The sequence below is a fragment of the Arthrobacter sp. MPF02 genome (assembly GCF_046605375.1).
In the GTDB taxonomy this organism is placed as follows: Bacteria; Actinomycetota; Actinomycetes; order Actinomycetales; family Micrococcaceae; genus Arthrobacter.
The window spans coordinates 2,660,979-2,679,415 of sequence record NZ_CP176772.1 but is presented as its reverse complement, the minus strand read 5'-3'; the positions used below and the strand labels follow the sequence as shown (position 1 = coordinate 2,679,415).

The 18,437-nt window shown below is 62.1% G+C and carries 27 protein-coding genes; 26 read left to right on the top strand and 1 reads right to left on the bottom strand.

The annotated features are described in order from the left end of the window. The first annotated feature begins 347 nt into the window (after positions 1 to 347). The 5 genes from rpsL (at position 348) to ACLH0K_RS12615 (ending at position 5,058) form a co-directional block, all read left to right on the top strand. Positions 348 to 722 (top strand): 30S ribosomal protein S12, encoded by a 375-nt coding sequence (gene rpsL / locus ACLH0K_RS12635; protein WP_003803830.1) that lies wholly within the window; start codon positions 348 to 350, stop codon positions 720 to 722. 1 nt (position 723) lies between these two features. Further along, positions 724 to 1,194, top strand: a complete 471-nt coding sequence (gene rpsG, locus ACLH0K_RS12630; protein WP_003803829.1) for a 30S ribosomal protein S7 — start codon at positions 724 to 726, stop codon at positions 1,192 to 1,194. A 69-nt stretch (positions 1,195 to 1,263) separates the two neighbouring features. After that, positions 1,264 to 3,378 carry an elongation factor G gene (gene fusA, locus ACLH0K_RS12625; protein WP_411373917.1) on the top strand — a complete coding sequence of 705 codons (2,115 nt, stop codon included), beginning with the start codon at positions 1,264 to 1,266 and terminating at the stop codon, positions 3,376 to 3,378. A 262-nt stretch (positions 3,379 to 3,640) separates the two neighbouring features. Continuing rightward, the gene (tuf, locus tag ACLH0K_RS12620; protein WP_009358310.1) at positions 3,641 to 4,831 is read left to right on the top strand and encodes an elongation factor Tu; all 1,191 of its coding nucleotides are present in this window, start codon (positions 3,641 to 3,643) and stop codon (positions 4,829 to 4,831) included. A 101-nt stretch (positions 4,832 to 4,932) separates the two neighbouring features. Continuing rightward, a complete protein-coding gene (locus tag ACLH0K_RS12615) occupies positions 4,933 to 5,058 on the top strand; it encodes a hypothetical protein (RefSeq protein ID WP_411373916.1) in 126 nt (41 codons plus the stop codon). A gap of 41 nt (positions 5,059 to 5,099) precedes the next feature. On the opposite strand, the gene ACLH0K_RS12610 is transcribed toward ACLH0K_RS12615, so the two are convergent. Continuing rightward, complete coding sequence (locus ACLH0K_RS12610) at positions 5,100 to 6,539, bottom strand: GH1 family beta-glucosidase (RefSeq protein WP_411373915.1); 1,440 nt, start codon at positions 6,537 to 6,539, stop codon at positions 5,100 to 5,102. A gap of 398 nt (positions 6,540 to 6,937) precedes the next feature. Here ACLH0K_RS12610 and rpsJ point away from each other — a divergent pair, with 398 nt between their 5' ends. From rpsJ to secY, 21 genes are all read left to right on the top strand, one after another. Further along, positions 6,938 to 7,246: a 30S ribosomal protein S10 gene (rpsJ, locus tag ACLH0K_RS12605; protein ID WP_003803825.1), complete on the top strand. Its 309-nt coding sequence runs from the start codon at positions 6,938 to 6,940 to the stop codon at positions 7,244 to 7,246. A gap of 17 nt (positions 7,247 to 7,263) precedes the next feature. Beyond that, a complete protein-coding gene (gene rplC, locus ACLH0K_RS12600; protein ID WP_138136189.1) occupies positions 7,264 to 7,914 on the top strand; it encodes a 50S ribosomal protein L3 in 651 nt (216 codons plus the stop codon). Positions 7,915 to 7,918: 4 nt separating this feature from the next. After that, the gene (rplD, locus tag ACLH0K_RS12595) at positions 7,919 to 8,539 is read left to right on the top strand and encodes a 50S ribosomal protein L4 (protein ID WP_411373914.1); all 621 of its coding nucleotides are present in this window, start codon (positions 7,919 to 7,921) and stop codon (positions 8,537 to 8,539) included. Further along, entirely contained in the window at positions 8,536 to 8,841 is a 306-nt protein-coding gene (rplW, locus tag ACLH0K_RS12590; protein ID WP_003803807.1) for a 50S ribosomal protein L23, read from the top strand. The genes rplD and rplW overlap by 4 nt, the downstream gene beginning before the upstream one ends. 29 nt (positions 8,842 to 8,870) lie before the next feature. After that, positions 8,871 to 9,710, top strand: a complete 840-nt coding sequence (gene rplB, locus ACLH0K_RS12585; protein ID WP_138136191.1) for a 50S ribosomal protein L2 — start codon at positions 8,871 to 8,873, stop codon at positions 9,708 to 9,710. Positions 9,711 to 9,722: 12 nt separating this feature from the next. Further along, entirely contained in the window at positions 9,723 to 10,004 is a 282-nt protein-coding gene (gene rpsS, locus ACLH0K_RS12580) for a 30S ribosomal protein S19 (protein ID WP_003803803.1), read from the top strand. Between the two features lie 39 nt (positions 10,005 to 10,043). Continuing rightward, positions 10,044 to 10,409, top strand: a complete 366-nt coding sequence (gene rplV / locus ACLH0K_RS12575; protein ID WP_009358304.1) for a 50S ribosomal protein L22 — start codon at positions 10,044 to 10,046, stop codon at positions 10,407 to 10,409. Beyond that, positions 10,410 to 11,240: a 30S ribosomal protein S3 gene (rpsC, locus tag ACLH0K_RS12570; protein ID WP_138136192.1), complete on the top strand. Its 831-nt coding sequence runs from the start codon at positions 10,410 to 10,412 to the stop codon at positions 11,238 to 11,240. After that, the gene (gene rplP, locus ACLH0K_RS12565; protein ID WP_021472412.1) at positions 11,241 to 11,657 is read left to right on the top strand and encodes a 50S ribosomal protein L16; all 417 of its coding nucleotides are present in this window, start codon (positions 11,241 to 11,243) and stop codon (positions 11,655 to 11,657) included. It begins immediately after the preceding gene. A 2-nt stretch (positions 11,658 to 11,659) separates the two neighbouring features. Continuing rightward, positions 11,660 to 11,989: a 50S ribosomal protein L29 gene (rpmC, locus tag ACLH0K_RS12560; protein ID WP_138136193.1), complete on the top strand. Its 330-nt coding sequence runs from the start codon at positions 11,660 to 11,662 to the stop codon at positions 11,987 to 11,989. Next, entirely contained in the window at positions 11,986 to 12,291 is a 306-nt protein-coding gene (gene rpsQ / locus ACLH0K_RS12555) for a 30S ribosomal protein S17 (RefSeq protein WP_138136194.1), read from the top strand. The genes rpmC and rpsQ overlap by 4 nt, the downstream gene beginning before the upstream one ends. Before the next feature lie 477 nt (positions 12,292 to 12,768). Beyond that, on the top strand, positions 12,769 to 13,137 hold the full coding sequence (rplN, locus tag ACLH0K_RS12550) for a 50S ribosomal protein L14 (protein ID WP_043119386.1): 369 nt from the start codon (positions 12,769 to 12,771) through the stop codon (positions 13,135 to 13,137). A gap of 3 nt (positions 13,138 to 13,140) precedes the next feature. Next, complete coding sequence (gene rplX, locus ACLH0K_RS12545; protein WP_411373913.1) at positions 13,141 to 13,500, top strand: 50S ribosomal protein L24; 360 nt, start codon at positions 13,141 to 13,143, stop codon at positions 13,498 to 13,500. Then, positions 13,500 to 14,081 carry a 50S ribosomal protein L5 gene (rplE, locus tag ACLH0K_RS12540; protein WP_411373912.1) on the top strand — a complete coding sequence of 194 codons (582 nt, stop codon included), beginning with the start codon at positions 13,500 to 13,502 and terminating at the stop codon, positions 14,079 to 14,081. The genes rplX and rplE overlap by 1 nt, the downstream gene beginning before the upstream one ends. 78 nt (positions 14,082 to 14,159) lie before the next feature. Beyond that, entirely contained in the window at positions 14,160 to 14,558 is a 399-nt protein-coding gene (rpsH, locus tag ACLH0K_RS12535; protein ID WP_043454616.1) for a 30S ribosomal protein S8, read from the top strand. Between the two features lie 18 nt (positions 14,559 to 14,576). Next, the gene (rplF, locus tag ACLH0K_RS12530; protein WP_138136197.1) at positions 14,577 to 15,113 is read left to right on the top strand and encodes a 50S ribosomal protein L6; all 537 of its coding nucleotides are present in this window, start codon (positions 14,577 to 14,579) and stop codon (positions 15,111 to 15,113) included. A gap of 2 nt (positions 15,114 to 15,115) precedes the next feature. Further along, a complete protein-coding gene (rplR, locus tag ACLH0K_RS12525; RefSeq protein ID WP_133345794.1) occupies positions 15,116 to 15,499 on the top strand; it encodes a 50S ribosomal protein L18 in 384 nt (127 codons plus the stop codon). Beyond that, a complete protein-coding gene (gene rpsE / locus ACLH0K_RS12520) occupies positions 15,496 to 16,212 on the top strand; it encodes a 30S ribosomal protein S5 (RefSeq protein ID WP_138136198.1) in 717 nt (238 codons plus the stop codon). The genes rplR and rpsE overlap by 4 nt, the downstream gene beginning before the upstream one ends. Positions 16,213 to 16,215: 3 nt before the next feature. Next, complete coding sequence (gene rpmD / locus ACLH0K_RS12515) at positions 16,216 to 16,422, top strand: 50S ribosomal protein L30 (RefSeq protein WP_138136199.1); 207 nt, start codon at positions 16,216 to 16,218, stop codon at positions 16,420 to 16,422. Further along, positions 16,423 to 16,908: a 50S ribosomal protein L15 gene (rplO, locus tag ACLH0K_RS12510; protein WP_138136200.1), complete on the top strand. Its 486-nt coding sequence runs from the start codon at positions 16,423 to 16,425 to the stop codon at positions 16,906 to 16,908. A 215-nt stretch (positions 16,909 to 17,123) separates the two neighbouring features. After that, positions 17,124 to 18,434: a preprotein translocase subunit SecY gene (secY, locus tag ACLH0K_RS12505; protein ID WP_411373911.1), complete on the top strand. Its 1,311-nt coding sequence runs from the start codon at positions 17,124 to 17,126 to the stop codon at positions 18,432 to 18,434. Positions 18,435 to 18,437 lie beyond the last annotated feature (3 nt).

Here is an 18,437-nt window from a genome sequence, read left to right as displayed (position 1 = left end):
CAGTTAGCGCTACTCAGTTGGGGAGTGGGGGCCTGATTAAGGCATGGAGGCCGTCCATGCTAGACTTGTTACCAATTGTTATTGTGGCAGTGGATGAGTGCGCCGGTATCAGCTGGAAAGCTGGGCCAGAGCGACGTTTCCGGTTTGCAGGGTTCTTGTGCAACGTATGCCACATTTTCGCATGCCTAGGGACTTTTCGTTCCGCGTCATCCCGACTGGCTTGTGATCCGACTATTAAGGCTTCGCCTTCGCCGCCCTGGGGCTTTTCTCCAAGGCCCGGGCGGCGGGGCAACGCAACAAGAGAGCGGCCGGAAGCGGCTGCTCCGGATAAAACGGAGAACACGAGAGTGCCTACGATTAACCAGCTGGTCCGTAAGGGCCGCACGCCGAAGGTCTCAAAGACCAAGGCTCCCGCCCTTAAGGGCAGCCCGATGCGCCGCGGTGTTTGCACCCGCGTTTACACCACCACCCCCAAGAAGCCGAACTCGGCTCTGCGTAAGGTGGCACGTGTGCGCCTCAACGGCGGCATTGAAGTAACCGCCTACATCCCCGGTGTTGGCCACAACCTGCAGGAGCACTCCATTGTGCTCGTTCGCGGTGGTCGTGTGAAGGACCTCCCGGGTGTCCGCTACAAGATCGTCCGTGGCGCCCTCGATACCCAGGGCGTGAAGAACCGTAAGCAGGCCCGCAGCCGCTACGGCGCAAAGATGGAGAAGAAGTAATATGCCTCGCAAGGGTCCGGCCCCCAAGCGGCCGCTCGTTTCGGATCCGGTCTACGGTTCCCCGCTGGTCACCCAGCTCATCAACAAGGTGCTCGTTGACGGCAAGAAGTCCACGGCAGAGCGCATCGTCTACGGTGCCCTCGAAGGCGCCCGCGCCAAGTCCGGCGGTGACCCCGTTGCAGCCCTGAAGAAGGCCATGGACAACGTCAAGCCTTCCCTCGAGGTCCGCTCCCGCCGCGTCGGTGGCGCCACATACCAGGTTCCGGTTGAGGTCAAGCCGGGCCGCTCCACCGCACTCGCCCTGCGGTGGCTGGTGGGCTACTCCAAGGCCCGCCGTGAGAAGACCATGACCGAGCGCCTCCAGAACGAAATCCTGGATGCCTCCAACGGTCTCGGTGCCGCTGTGAAGCGTCGCGAAGACACCCACAAGATGGCCGAGTCCAACAAGGCCTTCGCACACTACCGCTGGTAATACTCCCCGGACGCCGCCGGCTCACCAGAGCCGGCGGCGAACGTGTAGTCCATCCCAAAAGGAGACCCCGTGGCACAGGACGTGCTTACCGACCTTAGCAAGGTCCGCAACATCGGCATCATGGCACACATCGATGCCGGCAAGACCACCACAACCGAGCGCATCCTGTTCTACACGGGTGTGAACCACAAGATCGGCGAAACGCACGACGGCGCTTCGACCACTGACTGGATGGAACAGGAAAAGGAACGCGGCATCACCATCACGTCTGCCGCCGTGACCTGCTTCTGGGAAAACAACCAGATCAACATCATCGACACCCCCGGCCACGTTGACTTCACCGTCGAGGTTGAGCGCTCCCTGCGCGTCCTCGACGGCGCTGTCGCAGTTTTCGACGGCAAGGAAGGCGTTGAGCCGCAGTCCGAGACCGTGTGGCGCCAGGCTGACAAGTACAACGTCCCGCGTATCTGCTTCGTCAACAAGATGGACAAGCTCGGTGCTGATTTCTACTTCACCGTAGACACCATCATCAGCCGCCTCGGCGCCAAGCCGCTGGTCATGCAGCTGCCCATCGGTGCGGAGAACGACTTCATCGGCGTCGTGGACCTGCTCTACATGCGTGCCCTCGTATGGCCTGGCGACGCCAAGGGCGACGTGACCATGGGTGCCAAGTACGAGATCCAGGAGATCCCGGCCGACCTCCAGGCCAAGGCCGAAGAGTACCGCGCAGCGCTCGTCGAGACCGTTGCCGAGTCCTCCGAGGAGCTCATGGAGAAGTACCTCGAAGGCGAAGAGCTCACCATCGACGAGCTCAAGGCCGGCATCCGCAAGATGACCATCAACTCCGAGGTCTACCCGGTGTTCTGTGGTTCCGCATTCAAGAACCGCGGCGTGCAGCCCATGCTCGACGCAGTTGTGGACTACCTGCCGAACCCGCTCGACGTTCCTCCGATGATCGGCCACGATCCGAAGGACGAAGCCAAGGAACTGACCCGCAAGCCGTCCGCCGACGAGCCGTTCTCGGCCCTCGCGTTCAAGATTGCGGCCCACCCGTTCTTCGGCCAGCTCACCTTCATCCGCGTGTACTCCGGTCACGTCGAGTCCGGCGCCCAGGTGGTTAACTCCACCAAGGGCAAGCGTGAGCGCATCGGCAAGCTGTTCCAGATGCACGCCAACAAGGAAATGCCCGTTGAGGCAGCAACCGCCGGGCACATCTACGCAGCGATCGGCCTCAAGGACACCACCACCGGTGACACCCTGTGCGACGCCAGCAACCAGATCGTCCTGGAGTCCATGAGCTTCCCCGAGCCCGTGATCTCCGTGGCCATCGAGCCGAACACCAAGGGCGACCAGGAGAAGCTGTCCACGGCTATCCAGAAGCTCTCCGCTGAGGACCCCACCTTCCAGGTGTCCCTCAACGAAGACACCGGCCAGACCATCATCGCCGGCATGGGCGAGCTCCACCTGGACATCCTGGTGGACCGCATGCGCCGCGAATTCAAGGTCGAGGCCAACGTGGGTAAGCCGCAGGTCGCTTACCGCGAAACCATCAAGCGTGCCGTGGAGCGCCACGACTACACGCACAAGAAGCAGACCGGTGGTTCAGGCCAGTTCGCAAAGGTCCAGATCGCCATCGAGCCGCTCGACACGGCCGAGGGCGAGCTGTACGAGTTCGAGAACAAGGTCACCGGTGGCCGCGTTCCGCGCGAGTACATCCCGTCGGTTGACGCCGGTATCCAGGACGCGCTGAACGACGGCGTGCTGGCCGGTTACCCGGTTGTTGGCATCAAGGCAACGCTGATCGATGGCGCTTACCACGATGTTGACTCCTCGGAAATGGCGTTCAAGATCGCCGGCCGGATGGCTTTCAAGGAAGCTGCCAGGAAGGCGAACCCTGTCCTGCTTGAACCGCTGATGGATGTCGAGGTCCGCACCCCTGAGGAATACATGGGTGACGTTATCGGTGACCTTAACTCCCGTCGTGGCCAGATGCAGTCCATGGAGGATGCGGCAGGCGTCAAGGTTGTCCGTGCACACGTCCCGCTGTCCGGCATGTTCGGCTACATCGGTGACCTGCGCTCCAAGACCCAGGGCCGTGCTGTTTACTCCATGACCTTCAACAGCTACGCCGAGGTCCCGAAGGCAGTTGCCGACGAGATCATCCAGAAGAGCCGCGGCGAGTAGTCCTCCGGACTTTCAAAGCGAACACCTCGGGTGCGCGGGCCGGCAACGGAAAGCGCAGCCGGTGCAGGTGGCCGGGGCCGGCCGGATCAGTCCTGCCGGCCCGGCTCCGGCCATCTGCACGAACAGGCTCAAGGGACTAGTATTAGTTCCTGAATCTGCAATTTCACCAATCCCAAAGCCCCCAGATAGACTTGCCTGAGTTTCTGCCGCGAGAAGCGCGGTTAGAGGGCAAGCCATTTGAAAACGTTTCTAGGAGGAACCTGTGGCAAAGGCAAAGTTCGAGCGGACTAAGCCGCACGTCAACATCGGCACCATCGGTCACGTTGACCACGGTAAGACGACGCTGACGGCCGCCATTTCCAAGGTGCTGTACGACAAGTACCCGGATCTCAACGAGAAGCGCGACTTCGCGTCGATCGACTCTGCTCCCGAAGAGCGTCAGCGCGGTATTACCATCAACATCTCCCACGTGGAGTACCAGACCGAGAAGCGTCACTACGCACACGTCGACGCCCCCGGTCACGCTGACTACATCAAGAACATGATCACCGGTGCTGCCCAGATGGACGGCGCAATCCTCGTGGTTGCTGCTACCGACGGCCCCATGGCTCAGACCCGCGAGCACGTTCTGCTCGCCCGCCAGGTTGGTGTTCCCTACCTGCTGGTCGCGCTGAACAAGGCTGACATGGTTGAGGACGAGGAACTCCTCGACCTCGTCGAAATGGAAGTTCGTGAGCTCCTGAGCTCGCAGGGCTTCGACGGCGACGACGCTCCGGTTGTCCGCGTTTCCGGCCTGAAGGCCCTGGAAGGCGATCCCGAGTGGGTCAAGTCCGTTGAGGACCTGATGGCTGCTGTGGACGAGTCCGTTCCGGACCCCGTTCGTGACCGCGACAAGCCCTTCCTGATGCCGATCGAAGACGTCTTCACCATCACCGGCCGTGGCACCGTTGTTACGGGCCGCGCCGAGCGTGGTACCCTCGCCATCAACTCCGAGGTCGAGATCGTCGGCATCCGCCCGGTCCAGAAGACCACCGTTACCGGTATCGAGATGTTCCACAAGCAGCTCGACGAAGCATGGGCCGGCGAGAACTGTGGCCTGCTGCTCCGTGGCCTGAAGCGCGACGATGTCGAGCGTGGCCAGGTTGTCGTCAAGCCGGGTTCCATCACCCCGCACACCGACTTCGAGGCAAACGTCTACATCCTCTCCAAGGACGAAGGCGGACGCCACAACCCGTTCTACTCGAACTACCGCCCGCAGTTCTACTTCCGTACCACGGACGTTACCGGCGTTATCACCCTGCCCGAGGGCACGGAAATGGTTATGCCCGGCGACAACACTGAGATGACCGTTGCGCTCATCCAGCCGATCGCTATGGAAGAAGGCCTCGGCTTCGCTATCCGCGAAGGCGGCCGCACCGTTGGTTCGGGACGTGTTACCAAGATCATCAAGTAATTCTTGTTGAACTGAAGAACAGCCCCGCTGCATCAGCAGCGGGGCTGTTCTTTTTGTTTTACTTGTCCCTGATACTCTGGCTGGACCGAAAGGAGATCGTCATGAGCTGGCTTATCTTCCTGGTCATCGTGGTTGCGGTAGTGGCAGGCGTGTTCTGGGCCAAGAAGTACTTCCGCCACGAGATTGACCGCGCCAAGCGCATCAACAGGGCAAACAAGAACCAGTAGGCCCGGCCCAACGGGAAACGGGGGAGGACCAGGCTGGCCTGTTACTGGCCGGCCCGGGTTCTCCTGGCCCGGGAAAGGGCCTGGTACCAGTAATAGGACTGCTTCGGCGTCCGTTCCTGGGTAGTAAAGTCAACGTGCACCAGGCCAAAGCGCTGCGAGTACCCGGCGGCCCACTCAAAGTTGTCCATCAGGGTCCAGACGTAATACCCACGCAGGTCCACGCCGGATGCGATGCCGCCCGGGGACGTGGCGTCCAGGGCTGCCCGCAGGTGGCTGGCCAGGTACTGCACTCGTTCCTCGTCCTGCAGCGTTCCGTCCACGCTGTCCGGTTCCGGAAAGCTGGCTCCGCCTTCGGTGATGTACACGGGCGGCAGCGAGTCCCCGTAGCGGTCCTGCAGTTCCCCCAGCAGGATGCCCAAGTGCCCGGGGGCCACCGGCCAGCCGAACCCTGTATGGGGAAGATCCGGGTACCCCACCTCGTGGTACGGGAGCCGGGCTACCGCCTTATGCGGTTCAGCGGGAATGGGCGTCACACCGGGTCCGATGGCGACCTTGATGGGGTAGTAGTAGTTGAGCCCGTAGAAGTCCAGGGGCTGGTGCACAGTCCGCAGGTCCGCGTCGGACATCCTGCGGCCGTTGCGCAGCCAGGGCCTGGCGTACAGCGGGACTGACGGATAACGGCCCAGCAGGACAGGGTCAGCGTAAATCCTGTTCATGAACAGGTCGTAGATACGGGCCACTGCCCTGTCGCCGATGCTTCCGGAAGCAGGGCGGACAGGCGCGTGCAGGTTGGTCACGCCCACGCCGCCGGCAACTCCGGCGGCGCGGAGGGCCTGGACGCCAAGGCCATGTGCCAGCAGCTGATGGTGCACGGCAGGAAGGGCGTCGAACATCAGCGCGTGGCCGGGGGCATGGACCCCGAGGGCGTAACCGTTCAGGGTCACTGACAGGGGTTCGTTCAGGGTCACCCACTGCGCCACGCGGTCCCCAAAGCGCTCACCGGCTGCCCGCGCATAGTCGCCAAAACGTTCCGCGGTTTCCCGGTTCAGCCAGCCTCCGCGGTGCTCCAAAGGCAAGGGGGTGTCCCAGTGGTAGAGGGTGGCCATCGGGGCAATGCCGGCGTCCAGCAACTGGTCGATCAGGCGGTCGTAAAAATCCAGGCCCGCTTCGTTGAAACGGCCACGCCCGTCAGGCTGTATGCGGGGCCAGGACAGCGAGAACCGGTAGGAGTCCACGCCCAGATCCCGTAACAGCGCCACATCCTCGGGCAGCCTGTTGTAGTGGTCGCAGGCGACGGCGGGGGAGTGGCCGTCAACGATGGCACCGGGCTTCTCGGCGAACGCGTCCCAGCCGGAGGGTCCGCGGCCGCCTTCGCGCAGGGCGCCTTCAACCTGGAAGGCCGCGGCGGCGACGCCCAGGGTGAACGACGGCGGCATGCGGTTGGCCAGTTCGGTCACCGATTCAGTGCTTTCCAGCGTCATGTCCTAATCATCTATTCGCGGACACCCGAGGGCAATGACCTGCCCGGGCTTGCCTGAGACGGGGCGATTCGCATCTGCCCCGGATTTCTGGCAAACTAGATGAGTTGTTCAAGCGCTTCTTCGTGTCCCGGTCCGGATAATGCCGGACGCAGGGTCCAAGTTGAAGACCAAACATAACCCACCCCAATGGATTTGCGGATTTGTATGCGTGTTGAGCGCGACACGCCCGACCGCGGGGGTCGGTTGCGCCGGCAAGGTGAGGAACCCGGATTCATCCGGATTCAGCTTGTGCGGCGGGTGGTGGTTACGACCTCAAATGCTTCGGCAGCCATACAACGAGAAAGTGAACAGGGCAGCCCTAAACCGGGGAAGCACAGACTGAAAGAGAGTCAGGCGACATGGCGGGACAAAAAATCCGCATCCGGCTGAAGTCATACGACCACGAGGTCATTGACGTTTCAGCCCGGAAGATCGTTGAGACGGTCACGCGCGCAGGCGCAACGGTAGTTGGCCCCGTGCCGCTGCCCACGGAGAAGAACGTGTACTGCGTGATCCGCTCTCCGCACAAGTACAAGGACAGCCGCGAGCACTTTGAAATGCGCACGCACAAGCGTCTTATCGACATCATCGATCCCACGCCCAAGGCCGTCGACTCGCTCATGCGCCTCGACCTGCCGGCCGACGTGAACATCGAAATCAAGCTGTAGGGAGGTGCTGAGAAACTATGACCGCAACCCGTAACGTAAAGGGCCTGCTGGGCACGAAGCTCGGCATGACCCAGGTCTGGGACGAGAACAACAAGCTCATCCCCGTCACTGTGGTCCAGGCAGATTCGAACGTCATCACCCAGCTGCGCAACGCTGAGACTGATGGCTACGTCGCCGTCCAGATCGGCTACGGCCAGATCGATCCCCGCAAGGTCACCAAGCCGCTGGCTGGTCACTTTGAGAAGGCAGGCGTCACGCCTCGCCGCCACGTCGTCGAACTCCGTACCGCAGATGCTGCCGAGTACGAGCTGGGCCAGGAACTCTCCGTGGAGCTCTTCCAGGCCGGCCAGAAGATCGACGTCATCGGCACCACCAAGGGTAAGGGCTTCGCCGGTGTTATGAAGCGTCACGGCTTCTCCGGTGTCGGCGCTTCCCACGGTGCCCACAAGAACCACCGTAAGCCCGGTTCAATCGGTGGTGCATCCACCCCGAGCCGCGTCTTCAAGGGCATGCGAATGGCTGGCCGCATGGGCGCCGTTCGTCACACCACGCTGAACCTCACCGTTCACGCGGTTGACGTCGAGAAGTCGCTGCTCCTGATCAAGGGTGCCGTTCCCGGTGCCCGCGGCCAGGTCGTCTTCGTACGCACCGCCGTGAAGGGAGCCTAGTCCAATGGCTAACACTGTCCAGGTTGACCTGCCTGCAGAGATCTTCGACGTCCAGACCAACGTGCCGCTGCTGCACCAGGTTGTCGTTGCCCAGCTCGCTGCTGCACGCCAGGGTACCCACAAGACCAAGACCCGCGCTGAAGTTTCCGGTGCAGGACGCAAGCCGTTCAAGCAGAAGGGCACCGGCCGCGCCCGCCAGGGTTCCATCCGCGCTCCGCACATGACCGGCGGTGGCATTGTCCACGGTCCCACCCCGCGTGACTACAGCCAGCGCACCCCCAAGAAGATGATTGCTGCTGCACTGCGCGGCGCACTGTCCGACCGGGCCCGCAACGGACGCATCCACGTTGTCTCCGAGCTGGTGGCAGGCGACAAGCCGTCCGCCAAGGCTGCACAGGCAACGCTCCGCGGTGTTTCCGACCGCAAGAACCTGCTGGTTGTCATCGAGCGCGCCAACGATGTTGCTGCACTGTCCGTGCGCAACCTCGCCGGTGTTCACGTTCTGTACGCAGACCAGCTGAACACCTACGACGTTCTCGTCTCTGATGACGTTGTCTTCACCAAGGCTGCCTACGACGCATTCGTTGCCGCCAAGGCAGCTAAGAACGAGGAGGATGCCAAGTGAGCGCAGCCACCATCAAGGATCCCCGCGACGTCGTGCTTGCACCCGTCGTGTCGGAAAAGAGCTATGGCCTGATCGACGAGGGCAAGTACACCTTCCTGGTGGACCCCCGGTCGAACAAGACCGAGATCAAGCTGGCCGTGGAGAAGATCTTCTCCGTCAAGGTCGAATCGATCAACACCATCAACCGTGCCGGTAAGCGCAAGCGCACCAAATTCGGATGGGGCACCCGCAAGAGCACCAAGCGTGCGATTGTCACCCTCAAAGAAGGCACCATCGACATCTTCGGCGGTCCGCTCGCGTAGCGGAGACCACTTTAACGAGGAAATAAACTATGGGAATCCGTAAGTACAAGCCGACTACACCGGGCCGTCGTGGCTCGAGCGTAGCGGACTTCATCGAGATCACGCGGTCGACGCCGGAAAAGTCGCTGCTGCGTCCGCTGCCCAAGTCGGGCGGCCGCAACAACACCGGTAAGATCACCACCCGCCACAAGGGTGGCGGACACAAGCGCCAGTACCGTCTGATCGACTTCCGTCGCCACGACAAGGACGGCGTTGACGCCCGCGTTGCCGAGATCGAGTACGATCCGAACCGCACGGCCCGCATCGCGCTCCTGCACTACGTTGATGGCACCAAGCGTTACATCATCGCTCCCAACAAGCTGGCCCAGGGCGACTTCGTTGAAGCCGGCCCCAACGCCGACATCAAGCCCGGCAACAACCTGCCCCTGCGCAACATCCCCGTGGGTACCGTTGTGCACGCAGTTGAACTGCGTCCGGGCGGCGGCGCCAAGATGGCCCGCTCCGCCGGTGCTTCGGTTCAGCTCGTTGCCAAGGAAGGCCGCTTCGCCCAGCTGCGCCTGCCTTCCGGTGAAATCCGCAACGTCGACGTGCGCTGCCGCGCAACCGTCGGCGAGGTGGGCAACGCCGAGCAGTCCAACATCAACTGGGGCAAGGCCGGCCGTATGCGCTGGAAGGGCGTCCGCCCGACCGTCCGCGGTGTCGCCATGAACCCGGTTGACCACCCGCACGGTGGTGGTGAGGGTAAGACCTCCGGTGGTCGTAACCCCGTCAACCCGAACGGTAAGCGGGAAGGCCGCACGCGCCGCCCCAACAAAGAGAGCGACAAGCTTATTGTGCGTCGCCGTCGTACTGGCAAGAACAAGCGATAGGAGCCTGGACACATGCCACGCAGCCTGAAAAAAGGTCCTTTCGTTGACCAGCACCTCTTTGTGAAGGTAGCCAGGGAAAACGAAAAGGGCACCAAGAACGTCATCAAGACCTGGTCCCGCCGTTCGATGATCATCCCGGACATGCTCGGGCACACGATCGCCGTACACGACGGACGCAAGCACATCCCGGTGTTTGTCACCGAGTCGATGGTCGGGCACAAGCTCGGCGAATTCGCTCCCACGCGGACATTCCGCGGCCATGTCAAGGACGACCGTAAGGGCAAGCGCCGCTAAGGCGCCTGTACTTACGTCATAGACGAGAGAAGGAAAGCAATGGAAGCCAAGGCAATTGCGCGCCACATCCGCGTAACGCCTATGAAGGCCCGGCGCGTCGTCAACCTTGTTCGTGGATTGCAAGCGAATGAGGCTCTGGCAATTCTGAAGTTCGCCCCGCAGGCAGCTTCGGAGCCGGTATTCAAGGTAGTACAGTCGGCAATCTCCAACGCCCGGGTCCTCGCGGACCGCGACGGCGTGGCGTTTGACGAAGGTGACCTCATCATCAGCGAAGCGTTTGTTGATGAAGGCCCGACCATGAAGCGGTTCCAGCCGCGTGCCCAGGGTCGTGCATTTCAGATCAAGAAGCGCACCAGCCACATCACCGTGGTAGTCGCTACCCCGGAGAAAGAGGAGGCTCGCTAAGTGGGACAGAAAGTAAACCCGCACGGGTTCCGACTCGGCGTCACCACCGATCACGTATCGCACTGGTTCGCTGACAGCACCAAGTCCGGCCAGCGGTACAAGGACTTCGTCCGCGAAGACATCCGCATCCGCCAGCTCATGTCCACCGGCATGGAGCGCGCGGGCATCGCCAAGGTCGAGATCGAGCGCACCCGTGACCGCGTCCGCGTGGACATCCACACGGCCCGTCCCGGCATCGTTATCGGCCGCCGTGGAGCTGAAGCAGACCGCATCCGCGGCGAGCTCGAAAAGCTCACCGGCAAGCAGGTTCAGCTGAACATCCTCGAGGTCAAGAACCCCGAGATGGAAGCCCAGCTTGTTGCCCAGGGCGTTGCAGAGCAGCTGACTTCCCGCGTGGCATTCCGCCGCGCCATGAAGAAGGCCATGCAGTCCGCGCAGCGTGCAGGTGCCAAGGGCATCCGTATCGCCTGCTCCGGTCGACTGGGCGGCGCCGAAATGTCCCGCTCGGAGTTCTACCGCGAAGGCCGTGTGCCCCTGCACACCCTCCGCGCGAACATCGACTACGGCTTCTACGAAGCCAAGACCACCTTCGGCCGCATCGGTGTGAAGGTTTGGATCTACAAGGGCGATGTCACCGCCAAGGAACTGGCCGCACAGGCCGCTTCGGCTCCGTCCCGCGGTGGCCGTGGCGACCGTCCGGGCCGCCCGGGTGGCGCTGACCGTGGTGACCGCCGCCGTCGCAACGAGCGTCCGGCCGCCGATGCAGCTCCTGCTGCCGAAGCTCCGGCAGCTGAAGCTGCTGCACCCGCAGCAGAAGGAGGACAGGCTTAAATGCTTATCCCACGTCGAGTCAAGCACCGTAAGCAGCACCACCCGGGTCGTTCCGGCGCTGCTACGGGCGGCACCAAGGTCACCTTCGGTGAGTACGGTATCCAGGCCCTGAGCCCGGCATACGTCACGAACCGCCAGATCGAGTCCGCCCGTATCGCCATGACCCGCCACATCAAGCGTGGCGGTAAGGTCTGGATCAACATCTACCCGGACCGTCCGCTGACCAAGAAGCCTGCCGAAACCCGCATGGGTTCCGGTAAGGGTTCACCGGAGTGGTGGGTTGCAAACGTCAAGCCGGGCCGGGTTCTGTTCGAACTCTCCGGTGTCAATGAAGAGGTAGCTCGCGAGGCCCTGCGCCTGGCGATCCACAAGCTGCCGTTGAAGGCACGCATCGTGCGTCGCGAGGGTGGTGAATAGAAATGGCAGTAGGGTCCAAGGATCTGGCTCCCGCAAAGCTGGACGGTTTCGACAACGAACGTCTCGTTGAAGAACTCCGCAAGGCCAAGGAAGAGCTGTTCAACCTGCGTTTCCAGTCCGCCACCGGACAGCTGGAGAACCACGGTCGTCTGCGCGCGGTCAAGAAGGACATTGCCCGCATCTACACCGTTCTCCGTGAGCGCGAGCTGGGCATCCGTGCCGAGGTTGCCGCACCGGTTGTGGAAGCCAAGGAAGAGAAGAAGTCCAAGAAGGCTGCAGCCAAGAAGGCCGATGAGGCTGAAACGGCTGAGACCGAGGAGGATGCCAAGTGAGTGAAAAGGACGGAAACGTGACGGAAACTGCTACCGCCGCCAAGGCCGGTCAGCGCGGTTACCGCAAGACGCGTCGCGGTTACGTTGTCTCCGACAAGATGGAAAAGACCATCGTTGTCGAGGTTGAGGACCGCGTAAAGCACGCCCTGTACGGCAAGGTCATCCGCCGTACCTCAAAGGTCAAGGCACACGACGAAGAGAACACCGCCGGCATCGGCGACCTCGTTGTCATCGCCGAGACCCGTCCGCTGTCCGCCACCAAGAACTGGCGGCTCGTGGAAATCCTCGAGAAGGCCAAGTAGCATCCGCTGCGGAAGCTGTTGAAGCCCCTGCTCCTCCGGGAGCGGGGGCTTCCTCGTTTAACGCGTCACGGGGAGCAGCTTTTGATGGACTACGACGGCGCCGCGGCGGCCTTGCGGGGGGAGCGGCACCCCAGGCGGGACAAAAGGCTGCCGTGCGCGGCGCCGTCGTCCGTCTTGCCGGGGAAGCGGAACTGGTGATATGGGGATCAGCAGAAAACATGCTAGGATATTGAATTTGTATGGCGCCTTTCGTGCGCTGTTCATCAAACTCGTAAACAAGCGTGCCACAGCATAGTGCTTTCTTGCGCCCGGGATCAGTCCTGGACCGGATGGGGGCAACTGCTTCTGGCACGGGCGTTTAGGCCTGGCCTGGCAAAATCCAGGCAGGTCAAGAGACACCCCGATCAACCGTTCCGCAAGGCTCATTCCGTAGGAAGATTTTCGGTCTGAGAACCGGCGCGACGCAAGGAGTAGATAGTGATTCAGCAGGAGTCGCGACTGAAGGTCGCCGACAACACGGGTGCTAAGGAAATCCTTACCATTCGCGTTCTCGGTGGATCCGGCCGTCGCTACGCAGGCATCGGTGACGTCATTGTCGCCACCGTCAAGGACGCAATCCCTGGCGGCAACGTGAAGAAGGGCGACGTCGTCAAGGCTGTCGTCGTTCGTACCAAGAAGGAACGCCGCCGTGCGGACGGTTCCTACATCAAGTTTGACGAGAACGCAGCTGTGATCCTGAAGAACGACGGCGACCCCCGCGGTACCCGTATCTTCGGACCGGTTGGTCGTGAACTGCGTGACAAGAAGTTCATGAAGATCGTTTCTCTGGCTCCGGAGGTGCTCTAGTCCATGGCTAAGATCAAGAAGGGTGACCTGGTCCAGGTCATCACTGGCGCCAAGGCTGAGCGCGGCGGCGACCGCGGCAAGCAGGGCAAGGTCCTGCGCGTGTTCCCGTCAACCAACCGCGTGTTGGTTGAAGGCATCAACCGCGTCACCAAGCACACCAAGGTCGGTCAGTCGCAGCGCGGCACCAAGACCGGTGGCATCGAGGTTGTTGAAGCCCCGATCCACATCTCCAACGTGGCCCTGGTTGACCCGTCGACCAAGAAGCCGACCCGCGTGGGCTTCCGCCTCGACACCGTAGAGAAGGACGGCGTCCAGAAGACCGTCCGCATCCGCGTGTCCAAGAGCACCGGGAAGGACATCTAATGACTGAGACTCTCGAGACTCCGGCAACGAAGATCGTTCCTCGTCTGAAGACCAAGTACGCAGAATCCATCAAGGCAGCGCTCCAGGATGAATTCAAGTACCAGAACGTGAACCAGGTACCCCGCCTGGTGAAGGTTGTTGTGAACATGGGTGTTGGAGATGCCGCCAAGGACTCCAAGCTGATCGACGGCGCTGTCCGCGACCTCACCCAGATCACCGGCCAGAAGCCGCAGGTTACCAAGGCCCGCAAGTCGATCGCACAGTTCAAGCTGCGCGAAGGCATGCCCATCGGTGCACACGCCACCCTGCGTGGCGACCGCATGTGGGAATTCGTGGACCGCCTGGTCACCCTGGCCCTGCCCCGTATCCGCGACTTCCGCGGCCTCAACGGCAAGCAGTTCGATGGCAACGGCAACTACACCTTCGGTCTGACCGAACAGGTTATGTTCCACGAGATCGACCAGGACAAGATCGACCGCGTCCGCGGTATGGACATCACGGTTGTGACCACCGCCAAGACCGACGACGAAGGCCGCGCGCTGCTCAAGGCGCTTGGTTTCCCGTTCAAGACCGAAGCTTAATTAACTACGTAAAAGGTCCGGCCGCGCTGCTGAGCAGGCAGCGGCGGAAACCGTTACGAGGAAGGGCAAGAGCCCACAATGACAATGACAGATCCTGTCGCAGACATGCTTACGCGCCTGCGTAACGCAAACTCGGCATACCACGACACCGTGTCCATGCCGTACAGCAAGCTCAAGGCACGCGTTGCCGACATCCTCAAGGCCGAAGGTTTCATCGCCGGCTGGAAGGAAGAAGACGCTGAGGTCGGCAAGAAGCTGACCCTCGAGCTGAAGTTCGGTCCGAACCGCGAGCGTTCCATCGCTGGCGTTCGCCGCATCTCCAAGCCGGGTCTCCGCGTTTACGCGAAGTCCACCAACCTGCCGCACGTGCTCGGTGGCCTGGGTATCGCAATCCTGTCCACCTCTTCCGGCCTCCTGACTGACAAGCAGGCCGGCAAGAAGGGCGTGGGCGGCGAAGTCCTCGCGTACGTCTGGTAACGGGAAAGGAAGAGAATAATGTCACGTATTGGACGTCTCCCCATCACCGTTCCTGCCGGCGTTGAGGTCAAGGTTGACGGCTCCGTCGTCACCGTCAAGGGTTCCAAGGGCGAGCTGAGCCACACCGTGGCCAGCCCTATCGAGGTTGCCCTGGAAGACAGCACCCTGACCGTCACCCGCCCGAACGACGAGCGCGCCTCCCGTTCGCTCCACGGCCTGACCCGCACCCTGATCGCCAACATGATCCAGGGTGTCACCGCGGGCTACGAGAAGAAGCTTGAAATCGTTGGTACCGGTTACCGCGTTCAGGCCAAGGGATCTGACCTTGAGTTCGCTCTGGGCTTCAGCCACCCGGTCAACGTCTCGGCTCCGGCCGGCATCACCTTTGCAGTAGAGGGTCCGACCAAGCTCTCTGTCTCAGGCATCAACAAGCAGCAGGTCGGCGAGGTTGCTGCCAACATCCGCAAGCTGCGGAAGCCGGACCCCTATAAGGGCAAGGGCATCCGTTACGCCGGCGAAGTTATCCGCCGCAAGGTCGGAAAGGCTGGTAAGTAACCATGGCCATCGCCATTAACAAGAAGCGCACGAACAAGAGCAAGGCTGCTGCCCGCAGCCGCCGCCAGCTTCGTATCCGCAAGCGCATCGCCGGTACGGCTGTCCGCCCCCGCCTGGTGGTCAACCGCTCCGCACGCCACGTGTTTGTCCAGGTTGTCGATGACAGCATTGGCCAGACTGTAGCAAGCGCCTCCACCCTGGAAGCCGACCTGCGCGCATTCGACGGTGACAAGACCGCCAAGGCCAAGCGCGTTGGCGAACTCGTTGCCGAGCGTGCCAAGGCTGCCGGTGTCGAAGCTGTTGTCTTCGACCGCGGTGGTAACAAGTACCACGGCCGGATTGCCGCCGTCGCTGACGGTGCACGCGAAGGTGGGTTGTCGCTGTGACCGAAGCAAACAAGGAAAAGGACACTGTGTCTGCAGATCAGAAGGCGACCGAAGCCGCAGCTGCTGAGACCACTGCCCCCGCAGCCGAGGACCGCCGCGGCGGTGCCCGCCGCGGCGAGCGTGGCGAACGCGGCCAGGGCCGCGGCGACCGCGGTGGCCGTGGCGGCCGCGACGGCGGACGTGAAGCCGAGAAGAACCAGTTCGTAGAGCGCGTTGTCACCATCAACCGCGTTTCCAAGGTCGTCAAGGGTGGTCGTCGCTTCAGCTTCACCGCACTGGTCGTCGTTGGTGACGGTAACGGCATGGTCGGCGTCGGCTACGGCAAGGCCAAGGAAGTTCCCGCTGCTATCGCCAAGGGCGTTGAAGAGGCCAAGAAGTCCTTCTTCCGCGTTCCCCGCGTGGGCAGCACCATCCCGCACCGCGTTCAGGGTGAAGCCGCTGCCGGCGTCGTAATGCTGCGTCCGGCCTCGGCCGGTACCGGTGTTATCGCCGGTGGTCCGGTCCGTGCAGTACTGGAGTGCGTGGGTATCCACGACATCCTCTCCAAGTCGCTCGGTTCCTCCAACGCCATCAACATCGTCCACGCGACCGTTGATGCCCTGAAGCGCCTCGAAGAGCCCGCAGCTGTGGCAGCCCGCCGCAACCTGCCGCTGGACGAGGTTGCTCCGGCCGCCCTGGTGCGCACGCTGATGAACTCGAAGGCAGGTGTCTAGGTTATGGCTAAGAACCTGGTCCCCTCCGACTCCCAGTTGGAGATCACTCAGATCAAGTCCGCCATTGGCGGCAAGCAGAACCAGCGCGACACCCTGCGGTCGCTGGGCCTGAAGCGGATTGGACACACCGTTGTCCGCACCGCCGATGCCGTGACCGTTGGCATGCTCAACACGGTTCCGCACCTGGTAAAGGTAGAGGAGGCGAAGTAAATGGCAGAGAACACTGCTGACAACACTCAGGCTGCTGAGAAGCAGAACGCCCTGAAGGTTCACCACCTGCGTCCTGCTCCGGGTGCCAAGACCGCCAAGACCCGTGTTGGTCGTGGTGAGGCATCCAAGGGTAAGACCGCCGGCCGCGGTACCAAGGGTACTGCAGCCCGCTACCAGGTGAAGGCAGGCTTCGCCGGCGGCCAGCTGCCGCTGCACATGCGCCTGCCCAAGCTGCGCGGCTTCAAGAACCCGTTCCGCGTCGAGTTCCAGGTTGTGAACCTGGACAAGCTGAACGAGCTGTTCCCGGAAGGTGGCACTGTCACCGTCGAGAACCTGGTCGAAAAGGGTGCCGTTCGCAAGAACCAGCCCGTCAAGGTGCTGGGCACCGGCGACATCACCGTCAAGGTTGACGTCACCGCCCACGCATTCTCGGCCAGCGCCGCCGAAAAGATTGCAGCAGCAGGCGGAAGCACCACCGCTCTCTAGGGCCGGTGGGCAACTGCCCGTTGATGAACTCCCGGTGACCGGGGCCCAGGCCCTGGTCACCGGGAGTTTTTCACATCCACACGCCGTATTTTTCCCGCCACCGGGCGCACGGGCGCAGTCCCGGATTGTTCGCAGGGCGCATCCAACCGTTAGACTCGGTTGTTGGGATTTATTGAATCCCATCACTCCACCCTTTAAACACCACAGGAGGACGCTTGCTTAGCGCATTCGGCCGGGCCTTTCGCACGCCTGATCTGCGACGCAAGTTGTTGTTCACGCTGGGAATCATCACCATCTTCCGCTTGGGTGCTTTCATTCCCTCGCCTGGTGTGGACTACCAGAATGTCCAGCAATGCTTGCAGAACGGTCAGACGGCAGGCGGGCTGTACCAGCTCGTCAACCTGTTCAGCGGCGGCGCGTTGCTCCAAGTGTCCATCTTCGCCCTGGGCATCATGCCGTACATCACGGCGAGCATCATCGTCCAGCTGCTCCGGGTGGTCATTCCCCGCTTCCAGCAGCTGTACGAAGAGGGCGCATCGGGCCAGTCCAAGCTGACCCAGTACACGCGCTACCTCACCATCGCACTGGGCCTCCTCAACGCCACCACGCTGGTGTCCCTGGCCCGTTCCGGCCAGCTGCTGCCCGGCTGCGCGCTGCCGATCATCCCCGACGACAGCATCATCACCACCATTCTGATCATCATCACCCTGACGGCCGGAACCGGCCTGATCATGTGGATGGGCGAGCTGGTCACCGAGAAGGGCGTGGGTAACGGCATGTCCCTGCTCATCTTCACCTCGATCGCGGCAACGTTCCCCACCTCGCTGGGCGCCATCTGGACCTCGCAGGGTCCGGCCACCTTCTTCACCGTGCTCGCCGTCGGCCTCCTGACAGTGGCACTGGTGGTCTTTGTGGAGCAGTCGCAGCGCCGCGTCCCCGTACAGTACGCCAAGCGGATGATCGGACGCCGCACCGTGGGCGGCACCAGCACCTACATTCCCATCAAGGTGAACATGGCCGGTGTTATCCCGGTGATCTTCGCTTCCTCCATGCTTTACCTGCCCGGCCTGATCGCCCAGTTCAACCAGCCGGCCGCGGGCGAGCAGCTCCAGCCGTGGGTCGAATGGATTAACAACAACCTGGTCCGCGGCGACCAACCGATCTACATGGTTTTGTACTTCGCCATGATCGTGTTTTTCACCTACTTCTATGTCGCGATCACCTTCAACCCTGAAGAAGTGTCGGACAACATGAAGAAGTACGGCGGCTTCATTCCAGGTATCCGCGCCGGTAAACCGACCGCTGACTACCTGCAGTACGTGCTTTCCCGGATCACCCTCCCCGGTGCCCTCTACCTGGGCTTCGTGGCGCTGATTCCGCTGGTGGCACTGGTACTGATCAACGCGAACCAGAACTTCCCGTTCGGTGGCACCTCGATCCTGATCATGGTGGGCGTTGGCTTGGAGACCGTCAAGCAAATTGATGCGCAGCTACAACAACGTCACTATGAAGGGCTTTTGCGATGACGA